This is a genomic window from Streptomyces sp. CB02400, from assembly GCF_001905725.1.
In the GTDB taxonomy this organism is placed as follows: domain Bacteria; phylum Actinomycetota; class Actinomycetes; order Streptomycetales; family Streptomycetaceae; genus Streptomyces; species Streptomyces atrovirens.
Genome location: NZ_LIWB01000001.1, coordinates 463,719 through 489,708 on the forward strand (window position 1 = coordinate 463,719; position 25,990 = coordinate 489,708).

The window sequence follows — 25,990 nt, forward strand, 5'->3', positions numbered from 1 at the left end:
GTGCACGACCGGGGAGGATTCCCGGCCCGGAACGGCCACACCCAGGGGCAGGAACGCCATGCGCAAAGGGCAGCACCGGTTCGTCGCGGGATTTCTCCTCCTTCCTGTGGCGCTCTATCTGATCTTCGTGATCTGGCCGTACATCCAGACGTTCGGTTATTCGCTGACCGACTGGAAGGGCCAGTCGCAGACCTTCAGTTTCGTCGGACTGGACAACTACACGAAGTTGCTCCAGGACGACATCTTCATGGGAGCCATCTGGCACAACATCCTGTTCCTGGTGTTCATCCCGGTGATCACCATTCTGCTCGCGCTGTTCTTCGCCTTCATGGTGAACGCGGGCGGACGCGGACGTTCCGGAGGCGTCTCGGGAGTCGCCGGATCCAAGTACTACCGGGTCATCTATTTCTTCCCGCAGGTGCTGTCCCTGGCCATCATGGCGGTGCTCTTCGGAGCGGTGTACCGCAGTGACGGCGGCGGCATGCTCAACGGCGTCCTGATCAAACTCGGACTGGTCGACAAGAACAATCCGGTGGAATGGCTCAACGAGCCGAACTTCGTGCTGTGGGCGCTCATCGCGGTGGTCGTCTGGCACGGCGTCGGCTTCTACCTGGTGCTGTTCTCCGCCGCCATGCAGTCCATTCCGCGGGACGTCTACGAGGCCGCGCTGATCGACGGCGCCGGCCGCGCCCAGTCCTTCTTCCGCATCACCCTGCCGCTGCTGTGGGACTCCGTGCAGACCGCCTGGGTCTACCTCGGCATCGCGGCGATGGACATGTTCATCCTGGTCTCCACCATGACAGCCGGGGACTACGGCGGCGGGCCCGACCACCACAGCGAGGTCATGTCGACCGTGATGATGCGGAACTTCCTGCTGTACGGCCGGAGCGGCTACGCCTGCGCCATGGGCGTGGTCATGCTGGTCCTCACCCTGATCGTGTCCGTGGTCATGCTGCGCGCCACCCGTCGCGAGCGCATCGAGTTCTGAGGCGGAGTAACGACGATGAGCGCACCCCTCAAGGAAACCGCCCCCACCGGGGGCCCCACCCCGCCCCCGCCGCCGGTGGCCAAGGGCACCGTCCGCCCCGGCGACCGGCGCGGCGAAGGCGTCGTGCTGAACGTCTTCTCGCACGGCTTCCTCGTCGTGTGGGCGGTGCTGATCGTGCTGCCGCTGCTGTGGCTGGTGCTGAGCTCCTTCAAGACCGACACGCAGATCGGCGGCTCCGCCTTCGGCTGGCCGCAGAACTGGGACCCGGGCGTGTTCTCCCGCGCCTGGGAGAAGGGCATCGGGGACTACTTCCTCAACACCGTCATCGTGCTGGTCTTCTCCGTGCCGCTGACGATGCTGCTCGGCTCCATGGCGGCGTACGTGCTGGCCAGGTACGAGTTCTGGGGCAACCGGTTCCTGTACTACTTCTTCGTCGCGGGCGCGATGTTCCCCGTGTTCCTCGCCCTGGTGCCGCTGTTCTTCATGGTCAAACGGCTCGACATGCTGAACAGCTACCAGGGGCTGATCCTGGTGTACGTCGCCTACTCGATGCCGTTCACGGTGTTCTTCATGCACGCCTTCTTCCGGACCCTGCCCACGGCGGTCTTCGAGGCGGCGATCCTCGACGGCGCCTCGCACACCCGGACCTTCTTCCAGGTGATGCTGCCGATGGCCAAGCCCGGTCTGCTGAGCGTCGGCATCTTCAACACGCTGGGCCAGTGGAACCAGTACATCCTGCCGACGGTGCTGATGCAGCCGCAGAGCGGTGACGACCCGGAACGCTACGTGCTGACCCAGGGGCTGATCCAGCTCCAGCAGCAGCAGGGCTACGCCTCGGACCTCCCGGTGCTCTTCGCGGGCGTGACGATCGCCATGGTGCCCATGCTGGTGGTCTACCTGTCCTTCCAGCGCCAGGTGCAGGCAGGGCTCACCTCCGCCACCCTGAAGTAACCCACTGGTACAGCCTTGAAGTGACGCACCGGAACGCCTCGTACACGCGCCGCTCCCGCCCCTGGGAGCGGCGCGTGTCCATGTGTCCGTGCACCCGGAAACGGTTCAACCTCTTGACGGGAGGCAACCCGAACGGCTCATCTTAGAGTTCACTAGTTGGACATGAGAGGGGCCTCACCGAAGCGGCCCCCGCGCGCAGGAGGTCGTCGTGGAGACTCCGGGGTCGCAGTCGTCGCTGCACCGAGCCAACCTGGAGCGGGTCGTCCGAGCAGTACGTCTTGCGGGATCCCTCACCCAGGCCGAGATCGCGAGGACGACCGGTTTGTCCGCGGCCACGGTCTCCAACATCGTCCGGGAGCTGAAGGACGGCGGAACGGTCGAGGTCACGCCCACCTCGGCGGGCGGGCGCAGGGCGCGCAGCGTCTCGCTGAGCGGGGACGCCGGCATCGTGATCGGGGTCGACTTCGGCCACACCCATTTGCGGGTCGCGGTCGGGAACCTCGCCCATCAGGTGCTGGCCGAGGAGTCCGAGCCGCTGGATGTGGACGCCTCCGCGACGCAGGGCCTCGACCGGGCGGAACAACTGGTCAAACGGCTGATCGAGGCGACCGGAGTGGACCCGTCCAAGGTCGCGGGGGTGGGTCTCGGCGTACCGGGGCCGATCGACGTGGAGTCCGGGACCCTGGGCTCGACCGCGATCCTGCCCGGCTGGACCGGCGCCAGGCCCGCCGAGGAGCTGCGGGGGCGGCTCGGCGTGCCGGTGCACGTGGACAACGACGCCAACCTCGGCGCCCTCGGCGAGATGGTCTGGGGCAGCGGCCGGGGCGTGCGCGACCTGGCGTACATCAAGGTCGCCAGCGGTGTCGGCGCCGGTCTGGTGATCAGCGGGAAGATCTATCGCGGCCCGGGCGGCACCGCAGGCGAAATCGGGCATATTACACTCGATGAATCCGGACCCGTCTGCCGCTGCGGCAACCGCGGCTGCCTGGAGACCTTCACGGCCGCGCGCTATGTGCTCCCGCTGCTCCAGCCCAGTCACGGCACCGACCTCACGATGGAGGGCGTCGTACGGCTGGCGCGGGACGGGGACCCTGGCTGCCGTCGGGTGATCGCCGACGTCGGCCGCCACGTCGGCAGTGGAGTCGCCAATCTCTGCAACCTGCTGAACCCGAGCCGGGTGGTGCTCGGCGGTGATCTCGCCGAGGCCGGTGAGCTGGTGCTCGGGCCGATCCGGGAGTCCGTCGGCCGCTATGCGATCCCCAGTGCGGCACGTCAACTGTCCATTCTCCCCGGGGCACTTGGAGGCCGTGCGGAGGTGCTCGGAGCGCTCGCCCTCGCGCTGAGCGAGATGGGCGATTCGACCCTTTTGGACGGCACCGCGACCGGGTCGCTCACCGCGGCCGCCCCTGCCTTCACTTAGAGAACGGATGGCACCGTTGCCATCTCGTTAAGGATTTACTTCTTGACGTCGCACGTGTGGCCGAGTTGACTTCCAGCCACCTCGGCCGCAACGACGCGGCCTCGTCAGGGAGGTTTGTAGAAGTGAACACGCGTATGCGTCGTGCTGCCTTTGCCGTCGCCGCCGGTGTGATGGCCGTCTCGCTCGCCGCTTGCGGCAGCGCCGCCGAGTCCGGCGACAAGAAGGACTCCGGCGACTCCGCCGCCAAGGGCGATGAGATCAAGGTCGGTCTGCTCCTGCCGGAGAACCAGACCGCGCGGTACGAGAAGCTCGACAAGCCCTTGATCGAGAAGAAGGTCAAGGAGCTCACGAACAACAAGGGCGAGGTTGTCTACAACAACGCCAAGCAGGACGCCAGCCTGCAGAACCAGCAGGTCGAGACGATGATCACCAACAAGGTGGACGTTCTCATCATCGACGCGGTGGACTCCAAGGCCATCGCCGGCTCGGTGAAGAAGGCCAAGGACGCCGGCATCCCGGTCGTGGCCTACGACCGCCTCGCCGAGGGCCCGATCGACGCCTACACCTCGTTCGACAACGTGACCGTCGGCAAGACCCAGGGCGAGGCCCTGCTGAAGGCGCTGGGCGACAAGGCCAAGGACGGCCAGATCGTCATGATGAACGGCTCCTCCACCGACCCGAACGCCGCCATGTTCAAGGAGGGCGCGCACTCCGTCCTCGACGGCAAGGTGAAGGTCGGCCGCGAGTACGACACCAAGGAGTGGAAGCCGGAGAACGCCAACGCCAACATGGAGGGCGCCATCTCCGCCCTCGGCAAGGACAAGATCGTCGGCGTCTACTCCGCCAACGACGGCATGGCGGGCGGCATCATCACCGCCCTGAAGGCCGCCGGCATCGCCGACATCCCGGTCACCGGCCAGGACGCCGAACTCGCGGGTGTGCAGCGCATCGTCACCGGTGAGCAGTACATGAGCGTCTACAAGCCGTACCCGCAGGAGGCCGACGTGGCCGCGGAGATGGCCGTGCTGCTGGCGCAGGGCAAGTCGCTGGACTCCGTCGCCAAGGACAAGGTCGACAGCCCCACCACCAAGGGTGTCCCGTCCGTGATCGTCCCGGTCGTCTCGCTGACCCAGGACAACATCAACGACACCGTGATCAAGGACGGCATCTACACCGTCCAGGAGATCTGCACGGACAAGTACAAGGCGGCCTGCGACAAGATCGGCCTCAAGTAAGCAGTCCCCAACTCCCGTGATGCCTCGGGGAGTCCGTGACCCGGACTCCCCGCACGGGACCGACTGCCACGCGCTCCGCCGGCGCCCCGCACACATCAGCCCCGCAAGCTACGCGGGGCGCCGGACGGAACACCCCCCTCAGAAACTTCTGCACAACCTCCCGCCGGGTCAGGCGGCGAAGGAGATGGTTCACGTGTCCGCTACGCCCGTGCTGGCGTTGCGCGGGGTCTCCAAGCGTTTCGGTGCCGTCCAGGCGCTCACCGACGTAGAGCTTGAGGTCCACGCCGGTGAGGTGGTCGCCCTGGTGGGCGACAACGGCGCCGGAAAGTCCACGCTGGTCAAGACGATCGCCGGCGTGCATCCCATCGATGAGGGATCCATCGAGTGGGACGGCAAGGCCGTCCAGATCAGCAAGCCGCACGACGCCCAGAACCTGGGCATCGCGACGGTCTACCAGGACCTCGCGCTGTGCGACAACATCGATGTCGTCGGCAACCTCTACCTGGGCCGGGAGATCCGCAGGCGCGGAGTCCTGGACGAGGTGGAGATGGAGCGCCGCTCCCGCGAACTCCTCGACACCCTGTCGATCCGCATCCCCAGCGTCCGCATCCCGATCGCCTCCCTCTCCGGCGGTCAGCGCCAGGTCGTGGCCATCGCCCGGTCCATGCTCGGCGAGCCCAAGCTGGTGATCCTGGACGAGCCCACCGCCGCCCTCGGCGTCGAGCAGACCGCGCAGGTCCTCGACCTGGTCGAGCGGCTGCGCGAGCGCGGTCACGCGGTCATCCTCATCAGCCACAACATGGCCGATGTGAAGGCCGTGGCGGACAAGGTCGCCGTGCTGCGCCTCGGGCGCAACAACGGCGTCTTCGAGGTCAAGTCGACCTCGCAGGAAGAGATCATCTCCGCCATCACGGGCGCCACGGACAACGCCGTGACCCGTCGTGCGGCGCGCACCAATGGGGAGATCAAGAAGTGAGCACCGAAAAGACCACCACCCCCACCGAGGACCACGCCGTGGAGAACCCCGAGGCGGCCGCCTCGGCGGTCACCGTGGTCGACCCCCGGCTGCTGGTGCGCGAACAGGGCTTCCTGGGCTACTGGAACGAGTTCAAGCGGAAGATGAAGGCCGGTGACCTCGGCTCCATCCCCGTCGTGGTCGGCCTGCTGATCATCTGGGCCATCTTCACCAGCCTGAACTCCAACTTCCTCACCGCCGGCAACTTCTCCGACATGTCCGTCGCCATGGTCGGCACGGGCATGATCGCCGTCGGTATCGTCTTCGTCCTGCTGCTCGGCGAGATCGACCTGTCGGTCGGCTCGGTCAGCGGTGTCGCGGGCGCCGCCTTCGCCGTCATGAACGTCACCCACGGGATGAACGAGGTGCTGGCCCTGGTGCTGGCGATCCTCACCGGCACGGTGGCCGGCGCCATCCACGGCTTCATCTTCGCCCGCATCGGCGTCCCGGCCTTCGCCGTGACACTCGCCGGACTGCTGTTCTGGCAGGGCTTCATGCTGCAGATCCTGGGCGCCAACGGCACGATCAACCTCGACTCCGAGGGCATCGTCGTCAAGCTGACCAGCTACTACTTCAGCGATGTGGCCGCCGCGTACGGCCTGGCGATCGTCGTGACCGTGGGGTACTTCCTCACCGCGTTCTTCGACAACCGCCGCCGTGAGGCCGCCGGTGTGCCCTCCCGCCCGCTGAACGAGCTCATCGTGCGGACCGTGCTGCTCGCGATCCTGGCCTTCGCCGCCGCGATCGTCTTCAACCAGTACAAGGGCCTGCCGCTGGCCGTGGTGATCTTCCTGGCGTTCCTGGTGCTCACGGACTTCGTGCTGCGCCGCACCGCGTACGGCCGCAAGGTCTTCGCGCTCGGCGGCAGCGTCGAGGCGTCCCGCCGTGCCGGTATCAACGTCGAGATGGTCCGCATCTCGGTCTTCGCGATCGCCGGTACGTTCGCCGCGATCGGCGGCCTGTTCGTCGCGTCGAAGATCGCCTCCGCCAACCAGGGCGCGGGTACCGGTGAGTTCCTGATGAACGTCATCGCCGCGGCGGTCATCGGTGGTACGTCGCTCTTCGGCGGTCGTGGCCGCACGTGGGACGCGCTGCTCGGTGTGATGGTGATCATCTCGATCACGTACGGGCTGGCGCTCGAGGGTATCGCCTCGCCGGTCCAGTACATGATCACCGGTGGTGTGCTGCTCGCCACTGTCGTCATCGACGCGGTTACCCGTAAGACGCAGAAGACGGCTGGGCGCGCGTAGTAGCTGCGCTGCGGGTGCGCTGCGGCTTGTCGCGCAGTTCCCCGCGCCCCTTGGGGTGTGACTGTGCCCGGTGCCTTACAGGTACCGGGCACAGTCGTGTCGTTTATGGGTACTGCTGATCGGGTGACGTACGACGCACCGCCCGGAGTCGTTCCCGCCGGGCGGAACATTAGACTCGACCCGCCCGGCAACAGCTCGATCAGCTCTACTGCAAGGAGGCACGGGTGCCGCTGCTGACCCGCATCAGGGGACCGCGCGATCTGGACCGGCTCAGCCTGGAGGAGCTCGACCGGCTGGCCGGGGAGATCCGGACCTTCCTCGTCGACGCGGTCTCCAAGACCGGCGGCCACCTCGGCCCCAACCTCGGTGTGGTGGAGCTCACCATCGCCCTGCACCGGGTCTTCGAGTCGCCCAAGGACAAGGTGCTCTGGGACACCGGCCACCAGTCCTACGTCCACAAGCTGCTGACCGGCCGGCAGGACTTCTCCAGGCTGAAGATGAAGGGCGGCCTGTCCGGCTACCCCTCGCAGGCCGAGTCCGAGCACGACGTCATCGAGAACAGCCACGCCTCCACCGTGCTCGGCTGGGCCGACGGCATCGCCAAGGCCAACCAGATCAAGAAGCGCGACAGCCACGTCGTGGCCGTCATCGGCGACGGCGCGCTGACCGGCGGCATGGCCTGGGAGGCGCTGAACAACATCGCCGACGCCAAGGACCGTCCGCTCGTCATCGTCGTCAACGACAACGAGCGCTCCTACTCGCCCACCATCGGCGGCCTCGCCAACCACCTCGCGACCCTGCGCACCACCGACGGCTACGAGCGCTTCCTGACCCGCACCAAGGACCTCCTGGAGCGCACCCCGGTCGTCGGCAAGCCCCTCTTCGACACGCTGCACGGCGCCAAGAAGGGCCTGAAGGACTTCATCGCCCCGCAGGGCATGTTCGAGGACCTCGGCCTGAAGTACGTAGGACCCATCGACGGTCACGACATCGAGGCCCTGGAGTCCGCCCTGGCCCGCGCCAAGCGGTTCGGCGGCCCGGTGATCGTGCACTGCCTCACCGAGAAGGGCCGCGGCTACCAGCCCGCCCTCCAGGACGAGGCCGACCGCTTCCACGCCGTCGGCAAGATCCACCCCGACACGGGCCTGCCGATCGCCAGCTCCGGCGCCGACTGGACGAGTGTCTTCGGCGAGGAGATGGTCAAGCTCGGCGAGGAGCGCGAGGACGTCGTCGCCATCACCGCGGCCATGCTCCAGCCGGTCGGCCTCGACAAGTTCGCCAAGCGCTTCCCCGAGAGGGTCTACGACGTCGGCATCGCCGAGCAGCACGGCGCCGTCTCCGCGGCCGGCCTCGCCCACGCCGGGGTGCACCCCGTCTTCGCCGTGTACGCCACCTTCCTCAACCGCGCCTTCGACCAGGTGCTCATGGACGTGGCCCTGCACAAGTGCGGCGTGACGTTCGTGCTCGACCGGGCCGGTGTCACCGGCACCGACGGCGCCTCCCACAACGGCATGTGGGACATGTCGATCCTCCAGGTCGTCCCCGGGCTGCGGCTCGCCGCCCCGCGCGACGCCGACCAGGTGCGCGCCCAGCTCCGCGAGGCCGTCGCCGTGGAGGACGCCCCCACCGTGGTGCGCTTCTCCAAGGGCGCCGTCGGCCCCGCCGTACCCGCCGTGGGCCGCGTCGGCGGCATGGACGTCCTGCGCGAGCCCGGCACCGACGCCCCCGACGTGCTGCTGGTCTCCGTGGGCGCCCTCGCGCCGATGTGCCTGGAGATCGCCGCCCTGCTCGACCGGCAGGGCATCTCCACCACCGTCGTCGACCCGCGCTGGGTCAAGCCCGTCGACGAGGCCATGGCCCCGCTCGCCGAGAAGCACCGCGTGGTCGTCACCGTCGAGGACAACTCGCGCGTCGGCGGCGTCGGCTCCGCGATCGCCCAGGCCCTGCGCGACGCCGGCGTGGACGTACCGCTGCGCGACTTCGGCATCCCGCCGCGCTTCCTCGACCACGCCTCGCGCGCCGAGGTCATGGCCGAGATCGGACTGACCGCCCCCGACATCGCCCGCCAGGTCACCGGCCTGGTGGCGAAGCTCGACGGCCGGTACGAGCGGTCCGCCGCGGACGCGGTCGACTCGGTGGAGCCGGCCCGCGACTGACCCGCGCCTCACGCGTCGCCCGGACGGGCCGCCCGTGCCACTGTGAAGAGTGGCGCGCGCGGCCCGTCCGCGTGAAAGCGCCCGCGCCGGGGCATACGACCTACGCCCCCTCTCGATCATGTCGAGGACGACAAGCGTGGGAGGTACCCGTGACAAGCCCCCTCTTCCGGACGAAGAAGGTAGAGCAGTCCATCCGCGACACCGAGGAACCTGAGCACGCGCTCAAGAAATCCCTGTCCGCGCTGGATCTGACCGTCTTCGGCGTCGGTGTCATCATCGGCACCGGCATCTTCGTCCTCACCGGTACGGTCGCCAAGGACAACGCAGGGCCGGCCACGGCCCTGGCCTTCGTCGTGGCCGGCGTCGTCTGCGCGCTCGCCGCGCTCTGCTACGCCGAGTTCGCCTCCACCGTCCCGGTGGCGGGCTCCGCCTATACGTTCTCCTACGCCTCTCTGGGTGAGCTGCCGGCCTGGATCATCGGCTGGGACCTGGTCCTGGAGTTCGCGCTCGGCACGGCGGTGGTGGCCGTCGGCTGGTCCGGCTACATCCAGTCGCTCATGGACAACGCGGGCTGGGAGATGCCCGCGGCGCTGGGCAGCCGCGAGGGCTCCGACGTCTTCGGGTTCGACATCCTCGCCGCCGTCCTGGTGCTGGTGCTCACCGGCATCCTCGTCCTCGGCATGAAGCTGTCCGCCCGCGTCACCTCGATCGTCGTCGCCATCAAGGTGACCGTGGTCCTCGTGGTGATCATCGCGGGTGCCTTCTTCGTCACCGCCGACAACTACGACCCGTTCATCCCGGACTCCAAGCCCGTGCCCGCCGGCGAGAGCCTCGATTCCCCGCTCATCCAGCTCATGTTCGGCTGGGCCCCGGCCAACTTCGGCGTGATGGGCATCTTCACCGCCGCCTCGGTGGTGTTCTTCGCCTTCATCGGCTTCGACATCGTCGCCACGGCCGCCGAGGAGACCAAGAACCCGCAGCGCGACATGCCCCGCGGCATCCTCGGCTCCCTGTTCATCTGCACCGCGCTGTACGTCCTGGTGTCGATCGTCGTCACCGGTATGCAGCACTACAGCGAGCTGTCCGTGGACGCCCCGCTGGCGGACGCCTTCAAGGCCACCGGGCATCCCTGGTTCGCGGGCTTCATCAGCTTCGGCGCCGCCGTCGGCCTGACGACCGTCTGCATGATCCTGCTGCTCGGGCAGACCCGGGTCTTCTTCGCGATGAGCCGCGACGGACTGCTGCCCCGGTTCTTCTCCCGGGTCCACCCCCGGTTCAAGACCCCGCACCGGCCGACCATCCTGCTCGGTGTCGTCATCGCGATCCTCGCGGGCTTCACCCCGCTGAACGAGCTGGCCGCGCTGGTGAACATCGGCACGCTGTTCGCCTTCGTCATCGTCGCCATCAGCGTGATCATCCTCCGCCGGACCCGGCCCGACCTCCACCGGTCGTTCCGCACCCCCTGGGTGCCCGTCCTGCCGATCGTGTCGGTCGGCGCGTCCCTGTGGCTGATGCTGAACCTGCCCGCCGAGACCTGGGTCCGCTTCGGCATCTGGATGGCGATCGGCATCGTCGTCTACTTCCTCTACAGCCGCACCCACAGCCGTATGGCCCAGCCCGAGGGGGCGGAACCCGGGGCGCCTCCCGGACCGTCCGGCGGCCCGGACTCCCGCTGAACCGGCCCGGGGCCGCCCCCTCGCCCGGCGCGACGGACCCCGCGGGCGTCAGGCCTTCGCCAGGGCGAGGACGACGTTGTGGCCGCCGAAGCCGAAGGAGTGGCTGACGGCGACCCGGACGTCCTGTCGGCGGGGCTCCTTGGTGACGCAGTCGATGTCGAAACCGGGCGCCGGGGCGTGCAGGTTCGCGATCGGCGGCACCGTGCCGTGTTGAAGGGTGAGCACGGTCAGCGCCGCATCGACGGCGCCCGCCGCGCCCAGGCTGTGGCCGAGCACGCCCTTGGGCGCGGTGACGCAGGGGCGGTGCGGCAGCACCCGGGCGATCAGGGCCGCCTCGACGGCGTCGCCCAGCGGAGTGGAGGTGCCGTGGGCGTTGACGTGGCCGACGTCGTGCGGAGCCAGGCCCGCGTCCGCCAGGGCGGTGCGCAGCGCCGCCTCCGCGCCCCGGGCGTCCGGGGCGGGCGCGGTGGGGTGGTGGGCGTCCGAGGTGCTGCCGCAGCCCACCAGCCGGGCGCGGACGCGCGCCCCGCGGGCGGCCGCGTCCCCGGTCCGTTCCAGGACGACGACGCCCGCGCCCTCCGCCAGGACGAAGCCGTCGCGGTCGGCGGCGAAGGGCCGGGACGCGCCGGTGACCTCGCCGGTGCGCCGGGACAGGGTGCCCGCGCGCCAGAAACCGGCGACCGTCAGCGGGGTGACGGCGGCTTCGGTGGCCCCGGCCACCGCGACGTCGCACCGGCCGGAGACCAGGAGGTCGCGGGCCACGGCGACGGCGGTGGCGCCGGAGGCGCAGGCGGTGGCCGGGGCGAGGCCGGGGCCGCGGGCCCCGAGGTCGATGGAGACCTCTCCGGCCGCCATGTTCGGGATGATCTGCGGGACGGTGAGCGCGGAGACCATGTCGGCGCCCAGTTCCCGCAGCCGCCCGGCCTGTTCCTCGCGTTCCGCGTCCGCCCCCATCCCACAGCCGATGACGACGGCGACCCGGTCGCCGTTCCACGTCCGGGGGTCGAGGCCGGCGTCGCGCACCGCCTCACGGGCGGCGAGCACCGCCAGTACGGCGTTGCGCGACATGCGCCAGGCGGTGCGCCCGACGCGCCGGTCCAGGGCGTCGCGCGACAGGGGGACGCGGCAGGAGAAGTCCACGGGCAGGCCGGCCGTCGCCGGATCGCGGACGGCCGCGGTGCCCTCGCCGCGGCAGACCGTCTCCCAGGTGGTGTCGGCGTCCTCCCCGGCGGGGGTGATCAGGCCGAGGCCGGTGACGGCGACGGGCTCGGTCACGACGGTGCCACCGCGCTCGTGCTGCCCGCGCGCAGCGCGTCCAGCCGGTCGACGACCTGAGCGAGGGTCGTGCCGCGGGAGAGGTCCTCGTTGCCGATCCGCACTCCGAGGCGTTCGTGGAGGATGAGCACCAGTTCCGTCAGGGCCAGGGAGTCCAGGTCCAGTTGCCCCAGCGTGAGCTGGGGCCGGATCTCGTCCTCCGGGACCCGGAAGGCGCTGGTCAGGATGGAACGGACGGTGTCGTAGGTTTCCGGCACGGTGTCTCCTCGCTGTCGTTCGGGGCGGGTGGGGCGAGCTCCGCGACACCGGCGTCGAATCCGATCGGCGGCTCGAAGCCGAGGTCGCGGCGGGCGGCGGTGAGGTCGAACCAGTGCGGATGCAGCAGCTCCGCGACCAGGAAGCGACTCAGGGCGTGGGTGCGGGGACTGCGGGCCGCGCGCAGGAGCGTGTCACCGACGGCGGCTCCGACGGTGGCGAGCCGGGGCGGTACGGAGCACCAGCGGGCGTCGACGCCGGCGGCCCGCAGGAAGTGCCGGGTGATCTCGCGCAGGGGACGCGGGTCGTCCTGGCCGATGAAGTAGGCACGGCCGCCCACCGTGTCCGGTGACCGCCGCAGCCGGTCCAGGGCGAGCAGATGGGCGTGGGCGGCGGTACGGACATGGGTGGTGTCGACGAGGTTGCCGCCGTCACCGGGCATCAGCAGACGCCCGGCCCGCACGGCACGTACGAGGGCCGGGGCGAAATGGGGGTCGCCCGGCCCCCAGACGATGTGCGGGCGCAGCGAGACGGTGGCCAGCTCCGGACCGTGCGCGGCCAGTACCAGGGCTTCGGCGCGGGCCTTGGTGGCGGGGTAGGCAGCCAGGTGGCGGGGGACGGGCGGCAGGCTCTCGGCGACGCCTTCCAGACCGCCGGGCCGGAAGACGACACTGGCGGTCGAGGTGTAGAGGAGCGTGCGCACACGGTGGGCGCGGCACTGCCCGATCACATGGCGGGTGCCGACGACGTTGGTGGCCCAGTAGGGCCGCGGCGGGCCGCTGACACCGGCCAGGGCGGCGTTGTGGACGACGGCGTCGCACCCGGCGACGGCACGCGAGACCGCGTCGGCGTCGGCGAGGTCCCCCAGGTGCTGGTGGACGCCCAGCCGCTCCAGCGCGCCGCTGGGACGGCGGCCGAGGGAGGAGACGACCTCGCCGCGCGCCGTCAGTTGCCGGCAGATCTCCAGGCCGAGGAAGCCGCTTCCACCGGTGACCAGTACCTTCATCGGAGCCTCCCGCGCAGGCGCTTCGCGGCCCAGCCGGCCAGCCGCATGCGGTCGATCTTGGAGTTGTGCCGGGGATCGGTGGGAAAACCGGGCCGGATCAGCAGGGCGCCGACGCGGTGCCCGTCCGGATGGTCCTTCAGGACGGCGCGCACGGCTGCCAGGGCGGCGGCGCGCGGGGTGGAGGGCAGGGGCTCCACGCACAGCACGGGGAGCTGGCACACGGCCGTGCCGACCCCGACCAGCGCGGTGCGCCGGACGCCGGGGGCGGTGTCCGCCGCGGCCTCGATGTCCTCGGTGGTCAGGGTGAAGCCGGTGCCGGTGACCAGGTGGGCCTTGCGGCCGAGGAACCACAGCCGGCCCTCGTCGTCGAGCCGGCCGAGGTCTCCGGTGCGGTGCAGCACACCGTGGTCGCTGTCGCTCTTGGTGACGGCGTCGGCGTCGGGGCGCGCGTGGTAGGCGGGGCTGACGGTGGGACCGGTGACGGCGATCTCGCCGAGCCCCGTGGCGTCGGCGTCCAGGATCCGGGCGCGGATGCCGGGCAGCGGCCGGCCCAGGCAGGTGCCCGCGTGCCCGGCGGGCGGCGCGGCGCGCGAGGCCCGCAGGTCGTGGTCGGCGATCGCGGAGACGGGCAGGCACTCCGTGGCGCCGTAGACGCTGAGGATCTCGGCGTCCTCCGGCACGGCCCCGCGCAGGGCGTCGGCGAGGCGGACGCGCAGCGGGGCGCCGAAGGACAGGATCTGCCGGACCGAGGGCAGGGTGATGCCGTGGCGGGCGCAGTGCCGGGCGATCAGGGTGAGCACGGCGGGTGACGCCAGGACGATGCTCGCCCGGTGTTCCAGGATCGGCCCGACGAGCTCCTCCGGCGGGGTGCGGACCGGGGCCAGGTGGTTCACGGCCGGGACGACGGTGGTCACGCCGAGCAGCGGGCCGAGCAGGGCGACCGGCAGGAAGCCGGCGAGGAGCACGTCGTCGGGCCGGGGCTCCATCAGCGTGGTCAGCGCGTCGAGCTGCCCGGCCAGGGTGGCGTGGCGGTACTCGGCGCCCTTGGGCCGTCCGGTGGAGCCGGACGTGAAGGCGATGAGGGCCGGCTCGTCGCCGCCGGGCTCCCGCATCCGCGGGACCGGGGTGTCACCGGCCGGTGCGCGGGTGACCAGCCGCCGTCCCAGGGGGAACGGCGCGGGACCGGTGACCAGGGGGACGCGCACGTGGGGGCGGCCCCACCCCAGGGCCCGGCGCCCGAGGTGGGCCAGTGCCTCCCCGACGAAGACGTCCGGGGCGACGTCCTCCAGGCAGCGGCCGACCTCGGCGCGCGGTTCGATCAGCACGGGGACGGCGCCGACGAGACCGAGGGCGTACGAGACGGCGGTGAGGTCGTGGGCGTCGCGGGTCATCACGACGGCCTTGTGACCGGGCCGGACGCCCGCGTCGCGCAGGGCCCGCGCGAGGTGGTGGCAGCGCCGCACCAGTTCGCCGCGCCGGGTCGTCCGGGAGGTTCCCCTGCGGCATTCGACGAGGGCGACGGCGTCGGGCCCGTCGGTCAGGCGTGCGGCGATGCCGGGAACGGTGGCGGTCATGATGCCCCCTGGAGGAAGTCGCGGATGTGGTCGCCCAGTTCGGCGGCGGCGTCCTCCATCACGAAGTGCCCGGCGTCGGGAAAGCGGTGGATGACGGCGTGGGGGTGGCGGCGGGCCCACTCCTCCAGCAGGACCGGGGTGAAGACGGGATCACGCATGCCCCAGCCGACGAGCAGGGGCAGGTCCGACAAGTGCGCCCCGGCGCCGGGAGGTTCGAGCAGCCGCCAGGCCGGGTCCGCGGGGTCGCGGGGGATCGCCCGGACGGCGTCGGTGACCGCCCGGCGCTCCGCGCGGCGGGCACAGGGCCGTAGGTAGGCCCTGCGCTCGGCCCTGGGCAGCGGGCGGTGGACCCCGGCGCGCACGGCGACACGGGCGAACGCGTTGGTGGCGTGGACGAATTCGGCGACCGGCCGGTGGTCACGGATCCACCGCAGGTAGAACGGCAGCCGGAAGCCGTCCGGGAAGGGGAAGGCCACGGTGTTGCAGAAGGCCAGCCGGGCCACGACGCCCGGGTTCCGCAGGGTCCAGGCGGCGCCGAGCGGGCCGCCCCAGTCGTGCAGGACGAACGTCCAGCCCCGCTCGGGCAGGCCCTCGTCCCGCACCAGGTGGCGGTAGAGGCTGTCCAGGCCTTCCAGTTGGGCCTCGTAGGGGTCCGGCACCCCGTCCGCCGGCCGCAGGTGCCGGGACAGCCCGAAGCCCGGCAGGTCCGGTGCCAGACAGCGGGCGTGAGGGGAGAGCCGGTGCAGCAGTGTGCGCCAGACGTAGCTCCACGACGGGTTGCCGTGCAGGAACAGCACCGGCTGCCCGGAACCGAGATCGAGGTAGTGCTGTCCGGTGACCGGCACGCGCCGCCAGTGCCGGGGCGCGGGATAGCCCGGCAGCAGCCGCTCCAGCGTGGCGGGATCCGGGGCGGGGGCGGGGGCCGGGGCGTCTCCGGCTCGGGCGCTCACCACCGTACGAGGGCCAGGCCGAAGCTGAAACCACTGGCCAGGCCGATCATCGCCACCAGGTCCCCGCTCTCGATGCGGTCGGCCTCCCGCGCCTTGACCAGTTGCAGGGGGAGGGAGGCCGCCGCGCAGTTCCCGTGCTCGGCCACCGCGGGCAGGCAGCGGTCCTCGGGGAGGGAGAACAGGTCGATCACCTCGCGGTACTGCGGCATGGCGATCTGGTGGAAGGCGATGAAGGCGTAGGCGCCGGACCGCGCCGCCTCGAGTCCTTCCCCGGCGGTGTCCAGGATCCGGGGGAGCACGTCGAGCGCGGCCTGGCGCAGGTCCCCGTTCAGCCGCAGGGTGGTGTGGTCGTCGTGGACGGAGAGGTGGTGCATGCTTCCCCCGCCGGACACGGTGCAGGCGTTCCAGGCGGCGGAGTTGCTGACGAACCGCTGGGCCAGGATGCCGGGATCGCCGTCACCCGCGGGGCCGGCGGTGAGCACCATCGCGGCGCCGGCGTCGGAGGCGGTGTAACCGGGCAGGGCCCTCAGCAGGTCCTCCCGGTCGGGGGCGTGCCAGCGGGTGGCCAGGGTGGAGGGTTCGCCGCAGGCGATGAGGACCGTGCGGTAGCGGCCGGTCTCGATGAACGACGCGGCCGCCTCCATGGCGTTGAGGAAGCTGTTGCAGGCGTTCTTGACGTCGAACACCGGGCACGAGGCACCCAGTTTGGCGGCCACGAGGTGGGACGTGGCGGGTTCGACCAGGTCCTGCGAGGTCGAGGCGAACAGCAGCAGACCGATGTCGCCGATCTTCAGCCCCGACTCGTCGAGCGCCGCGCGGGCGGCCTTCACGGCGAGGTCGGAGGCGTCCTCGCCGTCCTCGTGCACATGGACCCCGCGCACCCCGGTGAGATCCTCCAGCAGACCGGGAGGCGGAGCGTAGCCACCCGTCTCGGTGATCCTGACGCGGATCTCGTCCAAGGTCCGGTACCGGGACGGAAGATGAGCGGAGACGGCGGCGATACGGGCACGGATGGCTTCGGGCACCGCGTCAACGTAGCCGTTGCCGGACCGGAATGACGCATGCGTCATGACATCCACCCTAACGAGTGATATGAAATGGATTTTCCCGTTCGTTGTCCCCTCCGGTCCGCTTCAATCCGCACGAGAGCCAGTGATCGGCGTGAAGGGGCGGGGACTTGGCGATGCAGCAGCTTGAACGGGCCGTGGCGGTGGTGGGCGTGGGTTGCCGGCTTCCCGGAGGCATCACCGACCTGGACGGCCTGTGGTCCGTGCTGCGCGACGGACGGGACGTGGTCGGCGAGATGCCCGCCGACCGGCTGCCCCGCGACCGTACGGTCGACCCCGGGACCGTGCGCCCCGGCCGCAGCTACACCGCCGCCGGCGGCTTCCTCGACGACGTCGCCTCGTTCGACGCCGCCTACTTCGGCATGTCCCCCGCGGAGGCCCGGCACATCGACCCGCAGCAGCGGCTGCTGCTGGAGATGGCCGCCGAGGCACTGGACGACGCCGCCGTCCCCGCCGCGTCACTGGCCGGAACGGACACCTGCGTGTACGTGGGCGTCTCGGACCCCGGCTACGGCGTGAACCTGTCGATGATGCAGGACCACACGAGCCCGCACACCATGCCCGGCGCCACCCTGTCCATCACGGCGAACCGGATGTCGTACGCCTTCGACCTGCGCGGGCCGAGCATGGCCGTCGACACGGCCTGCTCCTCCGCCCTGGTCGCCCTGGACCGGGCCTGCCGCACCCTGCGCGAGGGATCCAGTCGCGTCGCCCTGGTCGGCGGCGTCAACGTGCTGTCCAACCCCTACTCCTTCGCCGGGTTCTCCTACGCGAACATGCTGTCGCGGCGCGGGCGCTGCGCGGCGTTCTCCGCCGACGCCGACGGGTTCGTCCGCGCGGAGGGCGGCGCGGTGCTCGTCCTCAAGCGCCTCGCGGACGCGGTGGCGGACGGCGACCGCGTCCACGCCGTGCTGGCCGCCACCGGCAACAACACCGACGGCCGCAGCACCGGCATGATCGTCCCCAGCGCCGAGACGCAGGAGGCGCTCCTGCACACGGTCTACGCGGAGGCCGGGATCGACGCGGACGACCTGGTCTACGTCGAGGCCCACGGCACCGGCACCCAGGTCGGCGACCCGGCGGAGGCCGAGGCCATCGGCCGGGCGCTGGGCCGGAGCCGACGCGGCGGCCCGCTGCCGATCGGCTCGGTGAAGTCGAACCTCGGCCACCTGGAGCCCGCCTCCGGGATGGCCGGCCTGCTCAAGGCGATCCTGGTGCTGCGCCACCGGCTGGTGCCGGCGTCCCTGCACGCCCTCCCCCTCAACCCCCGGATCGACTTCGACGGCCTGGGACTGGCCCCCGCCGTCGAACCCGTCCCGCTGGAGGTGGGGGAGCGGGCCGCCGTGGGAGTGAGCGCCTTCGGCTTCGGCGGGGCCAATGCCCACGTCGTCGTCACCCCGCCGCCCGCCGCCCGCGAGCTCGAGCCGGATCCGGTGCCGGACGGACGCCCACTGCCGCTGGTCGTCTCCGCGCGGTCCCCCAAGGCGCTGAAGCAGATGACCGTCCGCATGGCGGAGCGACTGCGGGACACGGAGCCCGGCGAGTTCTACGACCTGGCCCACACCAGCACCGTACGGCGCACCGCGCACCCGCACCGCGCCGCCGTACTGGCCACCGACCCGCAGGACGCCGCCCGGCAGCTGGAGCGGCTGACGACCGCGGAGCCCGCCCGCGGGGCCGTCGTGCGCACGGGCGAGCGGGCCGGGGCCGCGTTCGTGTTCTCCGGCAACGCCTCCCAGTGGCCGGGCATGGCCGCCGACCTGCTGGAGGGCGAACCGGCCTTCCGCCGGGCCGTCGAGGAGGCCGACGCGGCCCTGGCGCCCCGCCTCGGCTGGTCGGTGGCCAAGGAACTGGCCCACCCGTCCCCCCGGAAGTGGCAGCGCACGGAGATCGCCCAGCCGGCCCTGTTCGCCGTCCAGGTCGGCCTGACCGGGCTGCTCGCCTCCCACGGCGTGCGCCCGCGGGCGGTGGCCGGACACAGCGTCGGTGAGGTCGCCGCCGCCCACGCCGCCGGGGTCCTCACCCTCGAACAGGCGGCGCTGGTGATCGCCGCGCGCAGCCGCACCCAGGGCGCCACGGCCGGCCGGGGCCGCATGGCCGCCGTCGGCCTGCCCGAGGAGCGGGCACGTGAGGAACTCCTCCGCCACGACGGCGCCCTGGAGATCGCGGGCATCAACAGCGAGAGCGACGTGACTGTCGCCGGGGACGCCGACGCACTCGCCGCCTGGGGCGCCGAACTGACCGGCCGCGGCGTCTTCTTCCGCGAACTGGACCTGGACTACGCCTTCCACAGCCGGGCCATGGACCCCATCCGGGAACCGCTGCTCGACGCCCTCGACGGACTCGAACCCGCCCCCGCCCGCATCCCGTTCGTCTCCACCGTCACCGGCACCGAGCTGAACGGGCCGGAACTCGACGCCGCGTACTGGTGGCGCAACGTCCGCGAACCCGTCCGGTTCGCCGAGGCCGCCGCCCGCCTCTTCGACGCCCACGCCGGCGTCCTGGCCGAGATCGGCCCGCACCCGGTGCTGCGCCCCTACCTGCGCCGCACCGGCGCCACCTGCGTCGCCACCCTGCACCGCGACGGGGACGGCCCCCGCGAGACCGCGGCGGCCGTCGCCGCCCTGCTCGCCGCCGACACCGCCACCGACTGGCGGCACCACTTCCCCCGGCCGGGCCGGGTGGTCGACCTGCCCGCCTACGCCTGGCAGCACGAACGGTACTGGCACGGCACCGCGCAGGACCGGATCGCGGGCACCAGTGGCAGCGGTCTGCTGGACCATCCGCTGGTGGGCGAGCGGATGCCCGCCCCGCACCCCGTGTGGCACGGCACCGTCGAGCCGCAACTGGTGCCCTGGCTGGGCGACCACAGGATCGGGGACGACGTCCTCATGCCGGCCGCCGCCTACGTGGAGATGGTCCTGAGCGCCGGCCGCCGGGCCCTGGAACGCCCGGTCGAAGTACGGCACCTGGAGATCGGCCGCCCGCTGTCCGTGCCGTGGCCGGACCCGACACCGGTCGCCCTGCAGACCGCGGTCACCCCCGACGACGGCGCCGTCACCATCAGCGTCCGCGAGGAACACGGAGGGGAGTGCCAACCCGTCGTACGCGCCCAGGTCCGCACCCTGCTCGGCACGGCACCGGACCCGCTCGACCTCGCCGCGCTCCGGGCCCGCTGCGACCGGAGCGTCGACGGCCCCGACTTCTACCGGACGTGCCACGGCATCGGCCTGAACTGCGGGCCGGACTTCCAGCTCATCGACCGCATCGACGCCGGCGACGAAGAGGTGCTGGTCACCTACCGGCTGGAGCACACCGCCGACGCCTACACCGCCCACCCGGTCCTGATCGACGCGCCGCTGCAGGCCACCGTGGCCCTCGCCGGGGCGGAGGCGGAGTCCGCCGCCTTCCTGCCGACCGTCTTCGGGTCCGTACGGGTGTGGCGCACCCCCGCGCCCACCGGCGTCGTGCACCTGCGCCGACGCGGCCGCAGCGCCAACGAGATGTGCTGGGACATCACCTACGCCGACCCGGACGGCACGGTCACCGCCGAGATCGACGGCTGCCGCACCCGCCGCGGCCACCTGACCGAGCGCACCCCGCTGACCGTCCAGCGCACCGTGCTCCGGGCCGCCCCCCACCCGGGAACCCCCGCCCCGCCCTCCCCGCTCCCCGCGCCCGCCGAGGTCGCGCGCGCGGCCGAACCGCGCATCGCCGCCGCACGCGCCGCCCTGGACGACAGCGGCCACCACCGGTTCACCGCCGCCGCCGAACAGGCCGGCGCCCACTGCTGGGCCGAGACACTGCACGGCCTCCTCGCCGACCCCGCGGCCCCGTTCTCGATGGGCGACCTGGTGGCCGGAGGCCTGCAACCCCGGCACCGGCGGGCGGTGAGGCTGATGCTGCCCCTGCTGGCCGAGCACGGCCTCGCCCGGACGACCGGCCAGACCTGGCAGCTGACCGGCGCGGAGACCCACGCCGAGACGCTGCTGCGCGGCCTGGTGGAGGACCACCCCCCGTTCGGCGCCGAGACGCTGCTCCTCAACCGGCAGCTGCGCCGGCTGCCCGACGTGGTGCGGGGACGCGTCGACGCACGCGAGCTCCTGCCGGCCGGGGACAGCGCGCACGAGCAACTCCATGAGACCGGCCCGGCCCACCGCTTCGCCCACCGCGCCGTGCAGGCACTGCTCGGCGACATCGTCGGCCGCTGGCCCGCCGACCGTCCGCTGCGCGTCCTGGAAATCGGCGCGACCACCACCGCCCTGACCGCCGCGGTGCTGCCCGTGCTGCCGGCCGACCGGACCCGCTACACCTGCACCGCCCCCACCGGCAGCGGTCTCGCCCGCGCCGAACACCGTTTCGCCGACCACGACTTCGTCGACCACCGCACCCTGGACCCGGACGCCGACCTGATCGGTCAGGGCCTGCCCCGGTCCGGTTTCGACCTCGTCCTCGCGGGTGACGCCCTGCACGCCACCACCGACCTGGCCGCGACCCTGCGCCGGCTGCACACGGTGCTGGCCCCCGGCGGACACCTGCTGGCCACCGAACCGCACCATGCCCGGCTCCAGGCCCTGCTCTCCGGCATGCTGGACGACTTCTGGGAGCGCGGCGACCACACCCTGCGCCCGGCGTCCCGCATCCTCCCCCGCGACCAGTGGGCACCGCTGCTGCGGCGGTGCGGCTTCTCCGGTGTGGCGCAGACCGGACCCGAGGACCGTTCCGTCCTCCTCGCGGCGGCGGACCACGACGGCGGTCCGGGCCATGACCACGGTCCGGGCCATGACCACGGTCCGGGCCACGACCACGGACCGGGCCACGACCGCGACCACGACCACGGACCAGGCCACGACCACGGTCCGAACGCCGGGCCACCGCCGGCGGTTCCCGGCGCCGCCTGGGTGATCGCCGTCGAGGACGACACCGAGACGGCGACCGCGCGGGCACTGGCCGCCCTCCTCGGGAAGGCCACCGTCGTCGTCGCGCCCGACCGGGCAGCCGCCTGGAGCGAGGCCCTGCCCACGGACACCGATCCGCGCGTCGTCCTGCTGCTCGCCGAGCCGGGCCCGCACGACACCGTCGCACGGACCACCCGCCGGGCGGCCCTCCTGCGCTCCCTGGCCACCGCCTGCGACGGCCCGAAGGGCGCCACCGGCCCCCGCGTATGGCTCGTCACCCGCCCGACCGGCCTCTTCCCGGCCCCGGAGCAGCCCTCCCACCCGGTCGACGCGGCCGTCTGGGCGGCCTGCCGCACCCTCGCCAACGAGCGCCCCGACCTGTCCCTGCGACGCCTCTCGTGCCACCGCACCGGTGACGCCGGCACCGACGCCCGCCGCCTGGCCGGCGAACTCCTCGCCCCCGGCGACGACCCGGGCGCCCAGGAGGACGAGATCGTCCTGACCGCCCGGGGCCGGTTCGTCCCCCGGCAGGTCCAGCACCCGGCGGACGAACCCCCCGGCGTCCCCGCCGGCACGCCGTACATCCTGGAAGCCCGCGACCCCGGTCTGCGCCGACGGCTGATCTGGCGGCAGACGGACCTCCCCGCACCCGGACCGGGCGAGGTGGCCCTCGAGATGCGGGCCGTGGCCCTCAACTACCGCGACCCCATGAGGGCCAACGGCCTGCTGCCGCCCGAGGCGGTGGAGAACAGCCCGATCGGCCGCGGACTGGGCACCGACGGCGCCGGTGTCGTACGCGCCGTGGGGGAGGGCGTACGGGACCTGAAGCCCGGTGACCGGGTCTGCGGCCTCGTGCCCGCCGCCCTCGCCTCCCACGCGACGACCCCCGCCTCCGCCGTCGTCCGCATCCCCGACGGGCTGGGCTTCACGGAGGCGGCGACCTTCCCCGTCGCCTTCCTGACCGTCCACCAGACCCTCGTCAACCAGGCCCGGCTCGGCCCCGGGGAGACCGTGCTCGTCCACGGCGGAGCCGGGGCGGTGGGCCTGGCCGTCCTGCAGTGCGCCCGCCGTCAGGGTGCCCGCGTCATCGCCACCGCCGGCACGGAGACCAAACGGGACCTGCTGCGCACCCTCGGCGCCGAGCACGTACTCGACTCACGCAGCCTGGACTTCGTCCCCCGCGTACGGGAACTGACCGGCGGCCGGGGCGTGGACGTCGTGGTGAACTCCCTCAGCGGCGAGGCCATCGCCCAGGGCCTCGGCCTCCTGAGCCCCAACGGCCGCTTCGTCGAGCTCGGCAAGAAGGACATCTTCCTCAACAACCCGATCACACTGCGCCCCTTCGACCGCAGCCTCACCTTCATCGGCTTCAACCTCGACGCCGTCATCGACTCCCCGGAACTCGGCGCCCTGCTCCTCACGGACTTCGAGGCGGAGGCCACCTCCGGCACCTACCGGCCCCTGCCCCACACGGTCCACCCCGCCGCACGCGTCGAGGAGGCCTTCCACCTCCTGCAGCACTCCCGGCACACCGGCAAGGTCGTCGTCACCTTCGACCCCCTCGACGAACCCGTCCCCGTGGAACCCGCGCCCGGCACCCTCCGCCTCGACAGCGAGGGCACCTACCTGATCACCGGCGGACTGAGCGGACTCGGCGCCGCCACCGCCCGCCTGCTGGCCGACCGCGGAGCCCGCCACCTGGCCCTCCTCTCCCGCAGCGGACCCGACGCCCCCGACGCGCCCGCCCTCCTTCAGGAACTCACCGACCGCGGTGTGCACGCCACCGCCCACGCCGCCGACGTCACCGACGAAACCGCGCTGCGCCGGGTCCTCGACGCCGTCGACGCGACCGGACACCCCCTGCGCGGCGTCGTCCACGCGGCGATGCACATGGACGACGCGGTGCTGGCCGACCTCACCGACGACCGGTTCGCCGCCGTACTGGCGCCCAAGGCGGGCGGCGCGGCCCTCCTGGACCGCCTCACCGCCGACCGTGACCTGGACCTGTTCCTCACCTACTCCTCCGTCTCCGCCGGCATCGGAAACCCGGGCCAGGCCGCCTACGCGGCGGCCAACGCCTACCTGGAAGCCCTCACCCGGGCCCGGCGCGGCGCCGGCCGGCCGGGTACGGCACTGGCCTGGGGGCCGATCGCCGAGACCGGCTACGTCGCCCGCAGCGGCATGGGCCCCGCCATGACCGGGCGCGGCCTCGAACTGCTCACCCCCGCCGAGGTCCTCGCCACCGCCGACCGCCTCCTGGCCGCCGGCACCGACGTCGCCGGAGCGGGCCGCTACCGCTGGGGAGCCGCACGCCATCTGCTGCCCGCCCTGGCCACCCCCCGGTTCGCCCCGCTGGCCCCGTCCTCCTCCACGGCCTCCCCGGACGCCCGCAACGAACTCCTGAGCACACTGGCGGACCTCCCGGCGGACGAGGCGGTGCGCAAGATCACCGAGATGATCGCCCAGCTCCTCGCGGGCGTCCTGCAGACCGACCCGGCCGACCTGGACCCCACGCGCAACGTCACCGACTTCGGACTGGACTCGCTGCTGGGCATGCAGTTCCTGGTCCAGACGAGGGACCTGTTCGACATCCGCCTCGGCCCGGCCGACCTGGCCACCGGACGCACCCTGGCCCACTTCGCCCGCCTGATCCACCAGCGGCTGGAGCTGAACGCCGACACGTAGCGGGCACCGGGCGTCGCCGGTCTCAGCGGGGCACGGACCGCGGACCGGCGACCTCCGCGCCCACGGCGGTCACCCTGCGGCGCAGCTCGCGGTCGGCCGTGACGACCAGGACCGGGCGGTCTCCCGCCCCGGCCGCCAACGCGACCATGTGATCGTCACCACTGCCCGGAGCGGACTCCACACGGACGCCCGACACCGACTCCACCCCGCGCGCCGCACCCTCGACCACCAGCACGATCTCCACCGGACCGGAACGACCGGGCAGACCGTCCGCGGCCAGCCGGTCGCGCAGCCGCTCCGCGGCCCCCCGCCGGTCCCGCCACCACCCGTCGGGCACCGACCCGACGACGTTCGCGGCGTCGACGATCACGAGCAGGGCGGCGGTGTCATCCATACGGCCAGCCTCCCACGCGAGGCCCGCCCACCCCGCCGCACGCGGGCGAAGCCGGTCGTGGGGATCCGGTGACCGACGACAACGCGGCAGACACGTGCCGGACCCCGGGCCCGCCCCGCCCGTGCGCCACGAACCGGTTTGCGTAAGGTGAACTGGTGAACGGCGACTGGCTCCTCCGCGGCCGCGACGGCCGCCTCACCGTCTACCTGCCGTCGGACGACGCCGTCCTGTGCCGCGCGGAACTCGCCCCCGGCGGCCCCTGGGAGGCACCCCGCAGGGCCGGCGGCGACCAGAGACTCCACCCGGGGCCCGCCGTCGGACAGGGCGCCGACGGCTACGCCCACCTGGTCGCCTGGCGGCCCATCGGGTCCGGCGAGTCGGGCCTGGTGCACTCCACCCACTTCCGCCCCCGCCTCGCCCCGCTGGACTGGGCCCCCATCGGCCACCCCGACAAGAAGGGCGACCGCACCGGCACTCCGGCCGTCACCGTCGACGACCGGGGCCGCGCGCACGTCTTCGTCCGCAACAAGGGCGGCGGGGTGAGCCTGCTCGCGCAGAAGGAGAAGGGCGGCTGGAACCCGTGGCAGGACCTCGGGGGAGAGGGCGTCCAGGACCGGCTCGCGGCCGTGACGGGGGAGTCGGGCCTGGTCGAGCTGTACGCGGCCGTCCCGGGCGGGATCGCGCACTGGCGTCAGGAGGAGCCCGGCAAGCAGCCCGTGCGGACGGAGGACACCGGCGCCTCCGCACGTCCGGGCACCCTCCGCGCGCTGGCCACCTCCGCGGAACACACCACCCTCTACTTCACCGACGAACGCGGGGAGTTGTGCGCCTGGCGCCCCGGGTCCGAGCCGGTGCCCCTCATCACCGCGGCCGGCCCCGGCCCCGTATCGGCCGTACGCTGCGACATCGAGGGCCACGACTGCACGGTGCTCGCCCAGCGGTCCGCGAGCGGCCGCGTCGCCTTCGCCGCCTACCCCACCGAGCGGGAGCGGGCCGGTGCATGGTGGACCGAGTCCGGCCCTCAGCTGCCTCCCGACGCGGAGGTGGCCGTGGCCCTGGACGAACACGACGAGGTCGTCGCGGCCACCCTCACCCCGCCCACCGGTACCCTCCTGCTCACCCGCCGCAAGGACGAGCCGGGGCTGGCGCTCCGGGCGTGGCAGACGGTCTGAAGACGCCCTGACTCAAGGTGGAT

Annotated in this window: 17 protein-coding genes; 10 read left to right on the top strand and 7 right to left on the bottom strand. The window is 72.3% G+C overall.

What is annotated here, in order from left to right:
* The first annotated feature begins 58 nt into the window (after positions 1–58).
* The 8 genes from AMK33_RS01900 to AMK33_RS01935 all read left to right on the top strand — a co-directional run bounded on the left by AMK33_RS01900 (position 59) and on the right by AMK33_RS01935 (position 10,691).
* Positions 59–988, top strand: coding sequence for a carbohydrate ABC transporter permease (locus tag AMK33_RS01900; protein ID WP_073930892.1), 930 nt, complete (start codon positions 59–61; stop codon positions 986–988).
* 15 nt (positions 989–1,003) lie between these two features.
* The gene (locus AMK33_RS01905) at positions 1,004–1,939 is read left to right on the top strand and encodes a carbohydrate ABC transporter permease (RefSeq protein ID WP_073930893.1); all 936 of its coding nucleotides are present in this window, start codon (positions 1,004–1,006) and stop codon (positions 1,937–1,939) included.
* Positions 1,940–2,147: 208 nt separating this feature from the next.
* Entirely contained in the window at positions 2,148–3,359 is a 1,212-nt protein-coding gene (locus AMK33_RS01910; protein WP_073930894.1) for an ROK family transcriptional regulator, read from the top strand.
* Between the two features lie 134 nt (positions 3,360–3,493).
* Positions 3,494–4,594 carry an ABC transporter substrate-binding protein gene (locus tag AMK33_RS01915; RefSeq protein ID WP_073930895.1) on the top strand — a complete coding sequence of 367 codons (1,101 nt, stop codon included), beginning with the start codon at positions 3,494–3,496 and terminating at the stop codon, positions 4,592–4,594.
* A gap of 184 nt (positions 4,595–4,778) precedes the next feature.
* Positions 4,779–5,570: an ATP-binding cassette domain-containing protein gene (locus tag AMK33_RS01920; protein WP_030832927.1), complete on the top strand. Its 792-nt coding sequence runs from the start codon at positions 4,779–4,781 to the stop codon at positions 5,568–5,570.
* Positions 5,567–6,859 (top strand): sugar ABC transporter permease, encoded by a 1,293-nt coding sequence (locus AMK33_RS01925; RefSeq protein ID WP_073930896.1) that lies wholly within the window; start codon positions 5,567–5,569, stop codon positions 6,857–6,859. The genes AMK33_RS01920 and AMK33_RS01925 overlap by 4 nt, the downstream gene beginning before the upstream one ends.
* Positions 6,860–7,083: 224 nt before the next feature.
* Positions 7,084–9,015: a 1-deoxy-D-xylulose-5-phosphate synthase gene (gene dxs / locus AMK33_RS01930; RefSeq protein WP_073930897.1), complete on the top strand. Its 1,932-nt coding sequence runs from the start codon at positions 7,084–7,086 to the stop codon at positions 9,013–9,015.
* Positions 9,016–9,164: 149 nt separating this feature from the next.
* The gene (locus AMK33_RS01935; protein WP_073930898.1) at positions 9,165–10,691 is read left to right on the top strand and encodes an amino acid permease; all 1,527 of its coding nucleotides are present in this window, start codon (positions 9,165–9,167) and stop codon (positions 10,689–10,691) included.
* Positions 10,692–10,739: 48 nt separating this feature from the next.
* Here AMK33_RS01935 and AMK33_RS01940 read toward each other — a convergent pair whose 3' ends face one another.
* The 6 genes from AMK33_RS01940 to AMK33_RS01965 are packed head-to-tail and all read right to left on the bottom strand — an operon-like array spanning position 10,740 to position 16,821.
* Positions 10,740–11,966, bottom strand: coding sequence for a beta-ketoacyl-[acyl-carrier-protein] synthase family protein (locus AMK33_RS01940; protein ID WP_073930899.1), 1,227 nt, complete (start codon positions 11,964–11,966; stop codon positions 10,740–10,742).
* Positions 11,963–12,223 carry an acyl carrier protein gene (locus tag AMK33_RS01945; protein WP_073930900.1) on the bottom strand — a complete coding sequence of 87 codons (261 nt, stop codon included), beginning with the start codon at positions 12,221–12,223 and terminating at the stop codon, positions 11,963–11,965. Before AMK33_RS01945 ends, AMK33_RS01940 begins: the two co-directional genes overlap by 4 nt.
* Positions 12,187–13,227 carry an NAD-dependent epimerase/dehydratase family protein gene (locus tag AMK33_RS01950; protein WP_073930901.1) on the bottom strand — a complete coding sequence of 347 codons (1,041 nt, stop codon included), beginning with the start codon at positions 13,225–13,227 and terminating at the stop codon, positions 12,187–12,189. Before AMK33_RS01950 ends, AMK33_RS01945 begins: the two co-directional genes overlap by 37 nt.
* Positions 13,224–14,801: an AMP-binding protein gene (locus AMK33_RS01955; protein ID WP_073930902.1), complete on the bottom strand. Its 1,578-nt coding sequence runs from the start codon at positions 14,799–14,801 to the stop codon at positions 13,224–13,226. The genes AMK33_RS01950 and AMK33_RS01955 overlap by 4 nt, the downstream gene beginning before the upstream one ends.
* Entirely contained in the window at positions 14,798–15,751 is a 954-nt protein-coding gene (locus AMK33_RS01960; protein WP_107424989.1) for an alpha/beta fold hydrolase, read from the bottom strand. Before AMK33_RS01960 ends, AMK33_RS01955 begins: the two co-directional genes overlap by 4 nt.
* On the bottom strand, positions 15,748–16,821 hold the full coding sequence (locus AMK33_RS01965) for a 3-oxoacyl-ACP synthase III family protein (protein ID WP_235617947.1): 1,074 nt from the start codon (positions 16,819–16,821) through the stop codon (positions 15,748–15,750). Before AMK33_RS01965 ends, AMK33_RS01960 begins: the two co-directional genes overlap by 4 nt.
* A gap of 113 nt (positions 16,822–16,934) precedes the next feature.
* On the opposite strand from AMK33_RS01965, the gene AMK33_RS44655 reads away from it, so the two are divergent.
* On the top strand, positions 16,935–24,401 hold the full coding sequence (locus AMK33_RS44655) for a type I polyketide synthase (RefSeq protein WP_073930904.1): 7,467 nt from the start codon (positions 16,935–16,937) through the stop codon (positions 24,399–24,401).
* 22 nt (positions 24,402–24,423) lie between these two features.
* Here AMK33_RS44655 and AMK33_RS01975 read toward each other — a convergent pair whose 3' ends face one another.
* Positions 24,424–24,795: an NTP pyrophosphohydrolase gene (locus tag AMK33_RS01975; protein ID WP_073930905.1), complete on the bottom strand. Its 372-nt coding sequence runs from the start codon at positions 24,793–24,795 to the stop codon at positions 24,424–24,426.
* Between the two features lie 155 nt (positions 24,796–24,950).
* On the opposite strand from AMK33_RS01975, the gene AMK33_RS01980 reads away from it, so the two are divergent.
* Entirely contained in the window at positions 24,951–25,967 is a 1,017-nt protein-coding gene (locus AMK33_RS01980) for a hypothetical protein (RefSeq protein WP_073930906.1), read from the top strand.
* Positions 25,968–25,990 lie beyond the last annotated feature (23 nt).

What these genes read in the sequence shown, in the direction of transcription:
- AMK33_RS01900 (WP_073930892.1), top strand. Translation starts at nt 59, where the DNA reads ATGCGCAAAGGGCAGCACCGGTTCGTCGCGGGATTTCTCCTCCTTCCT.
- AMK33_RS01950 (WP_073930901.1), bottom strand. Translation starts at nt 13,227, where the DNA reads ATGAAGGTACTGGTCACCGGTGGAAGCGGCTTCCTCGGCCTGGAGATC.
- AMK33_RS01905 (WP_073930893.1), top strand. Translation starts at nt 1,004, where the DNA reads ATGAGCGCACCCCTCAAGGAAACCGCCCCCACCGGGGGCCCCACCCCG.
- AMK33_RS01915 (WP_073930895.1), top strand. Translation starts at nt 3,494, where the DNA reads ATGCGTCGTGCTGCCTTTGCCGTCGCCGCCGGTGTGATGGCCGTCTCG.
- AMK33_RS01975 (WP_073930905.1), bottom strand. Translation starts at nt 24,795, where the DNA reads ATGGATGACACCGCCGCCCTGCTCGTGATCGTCGACGCCGCGAACGTC.
- AMK33_RS01955 (WP_073930902.1), bottom strand. Translation starts at nt 14,801, where the DNA reads ATGACCGCCACCGTTCCCGGCATCGCCGCACGCCTGACCGACGGGCCC.
- AMK33_RS01965 (WP_235617947.1), bottom strand. Translation starts at nt 16,821, where the DNA reads ATGACGCATGCGTCATTCCGGTCCGGCAACGGCTACGTTGACGCGGTG.
- AMK33_RS01920 (WP_030832927.1), top strand. Translation starts at nt 4,779, where the DNA reads ATGGTTCACGTGTCCGCTACGCCCGTGCTGGCGTTGCGCGGGGTCTCC.
- AMK33_RS44655 (WP_073930904.1), top strand. Translation starts at nt 16,935, where the DNA reads ATGCAGCAGCTTGAACGGGCCGTGGCGGTGGTGGGCGTGGGTTGCCGG.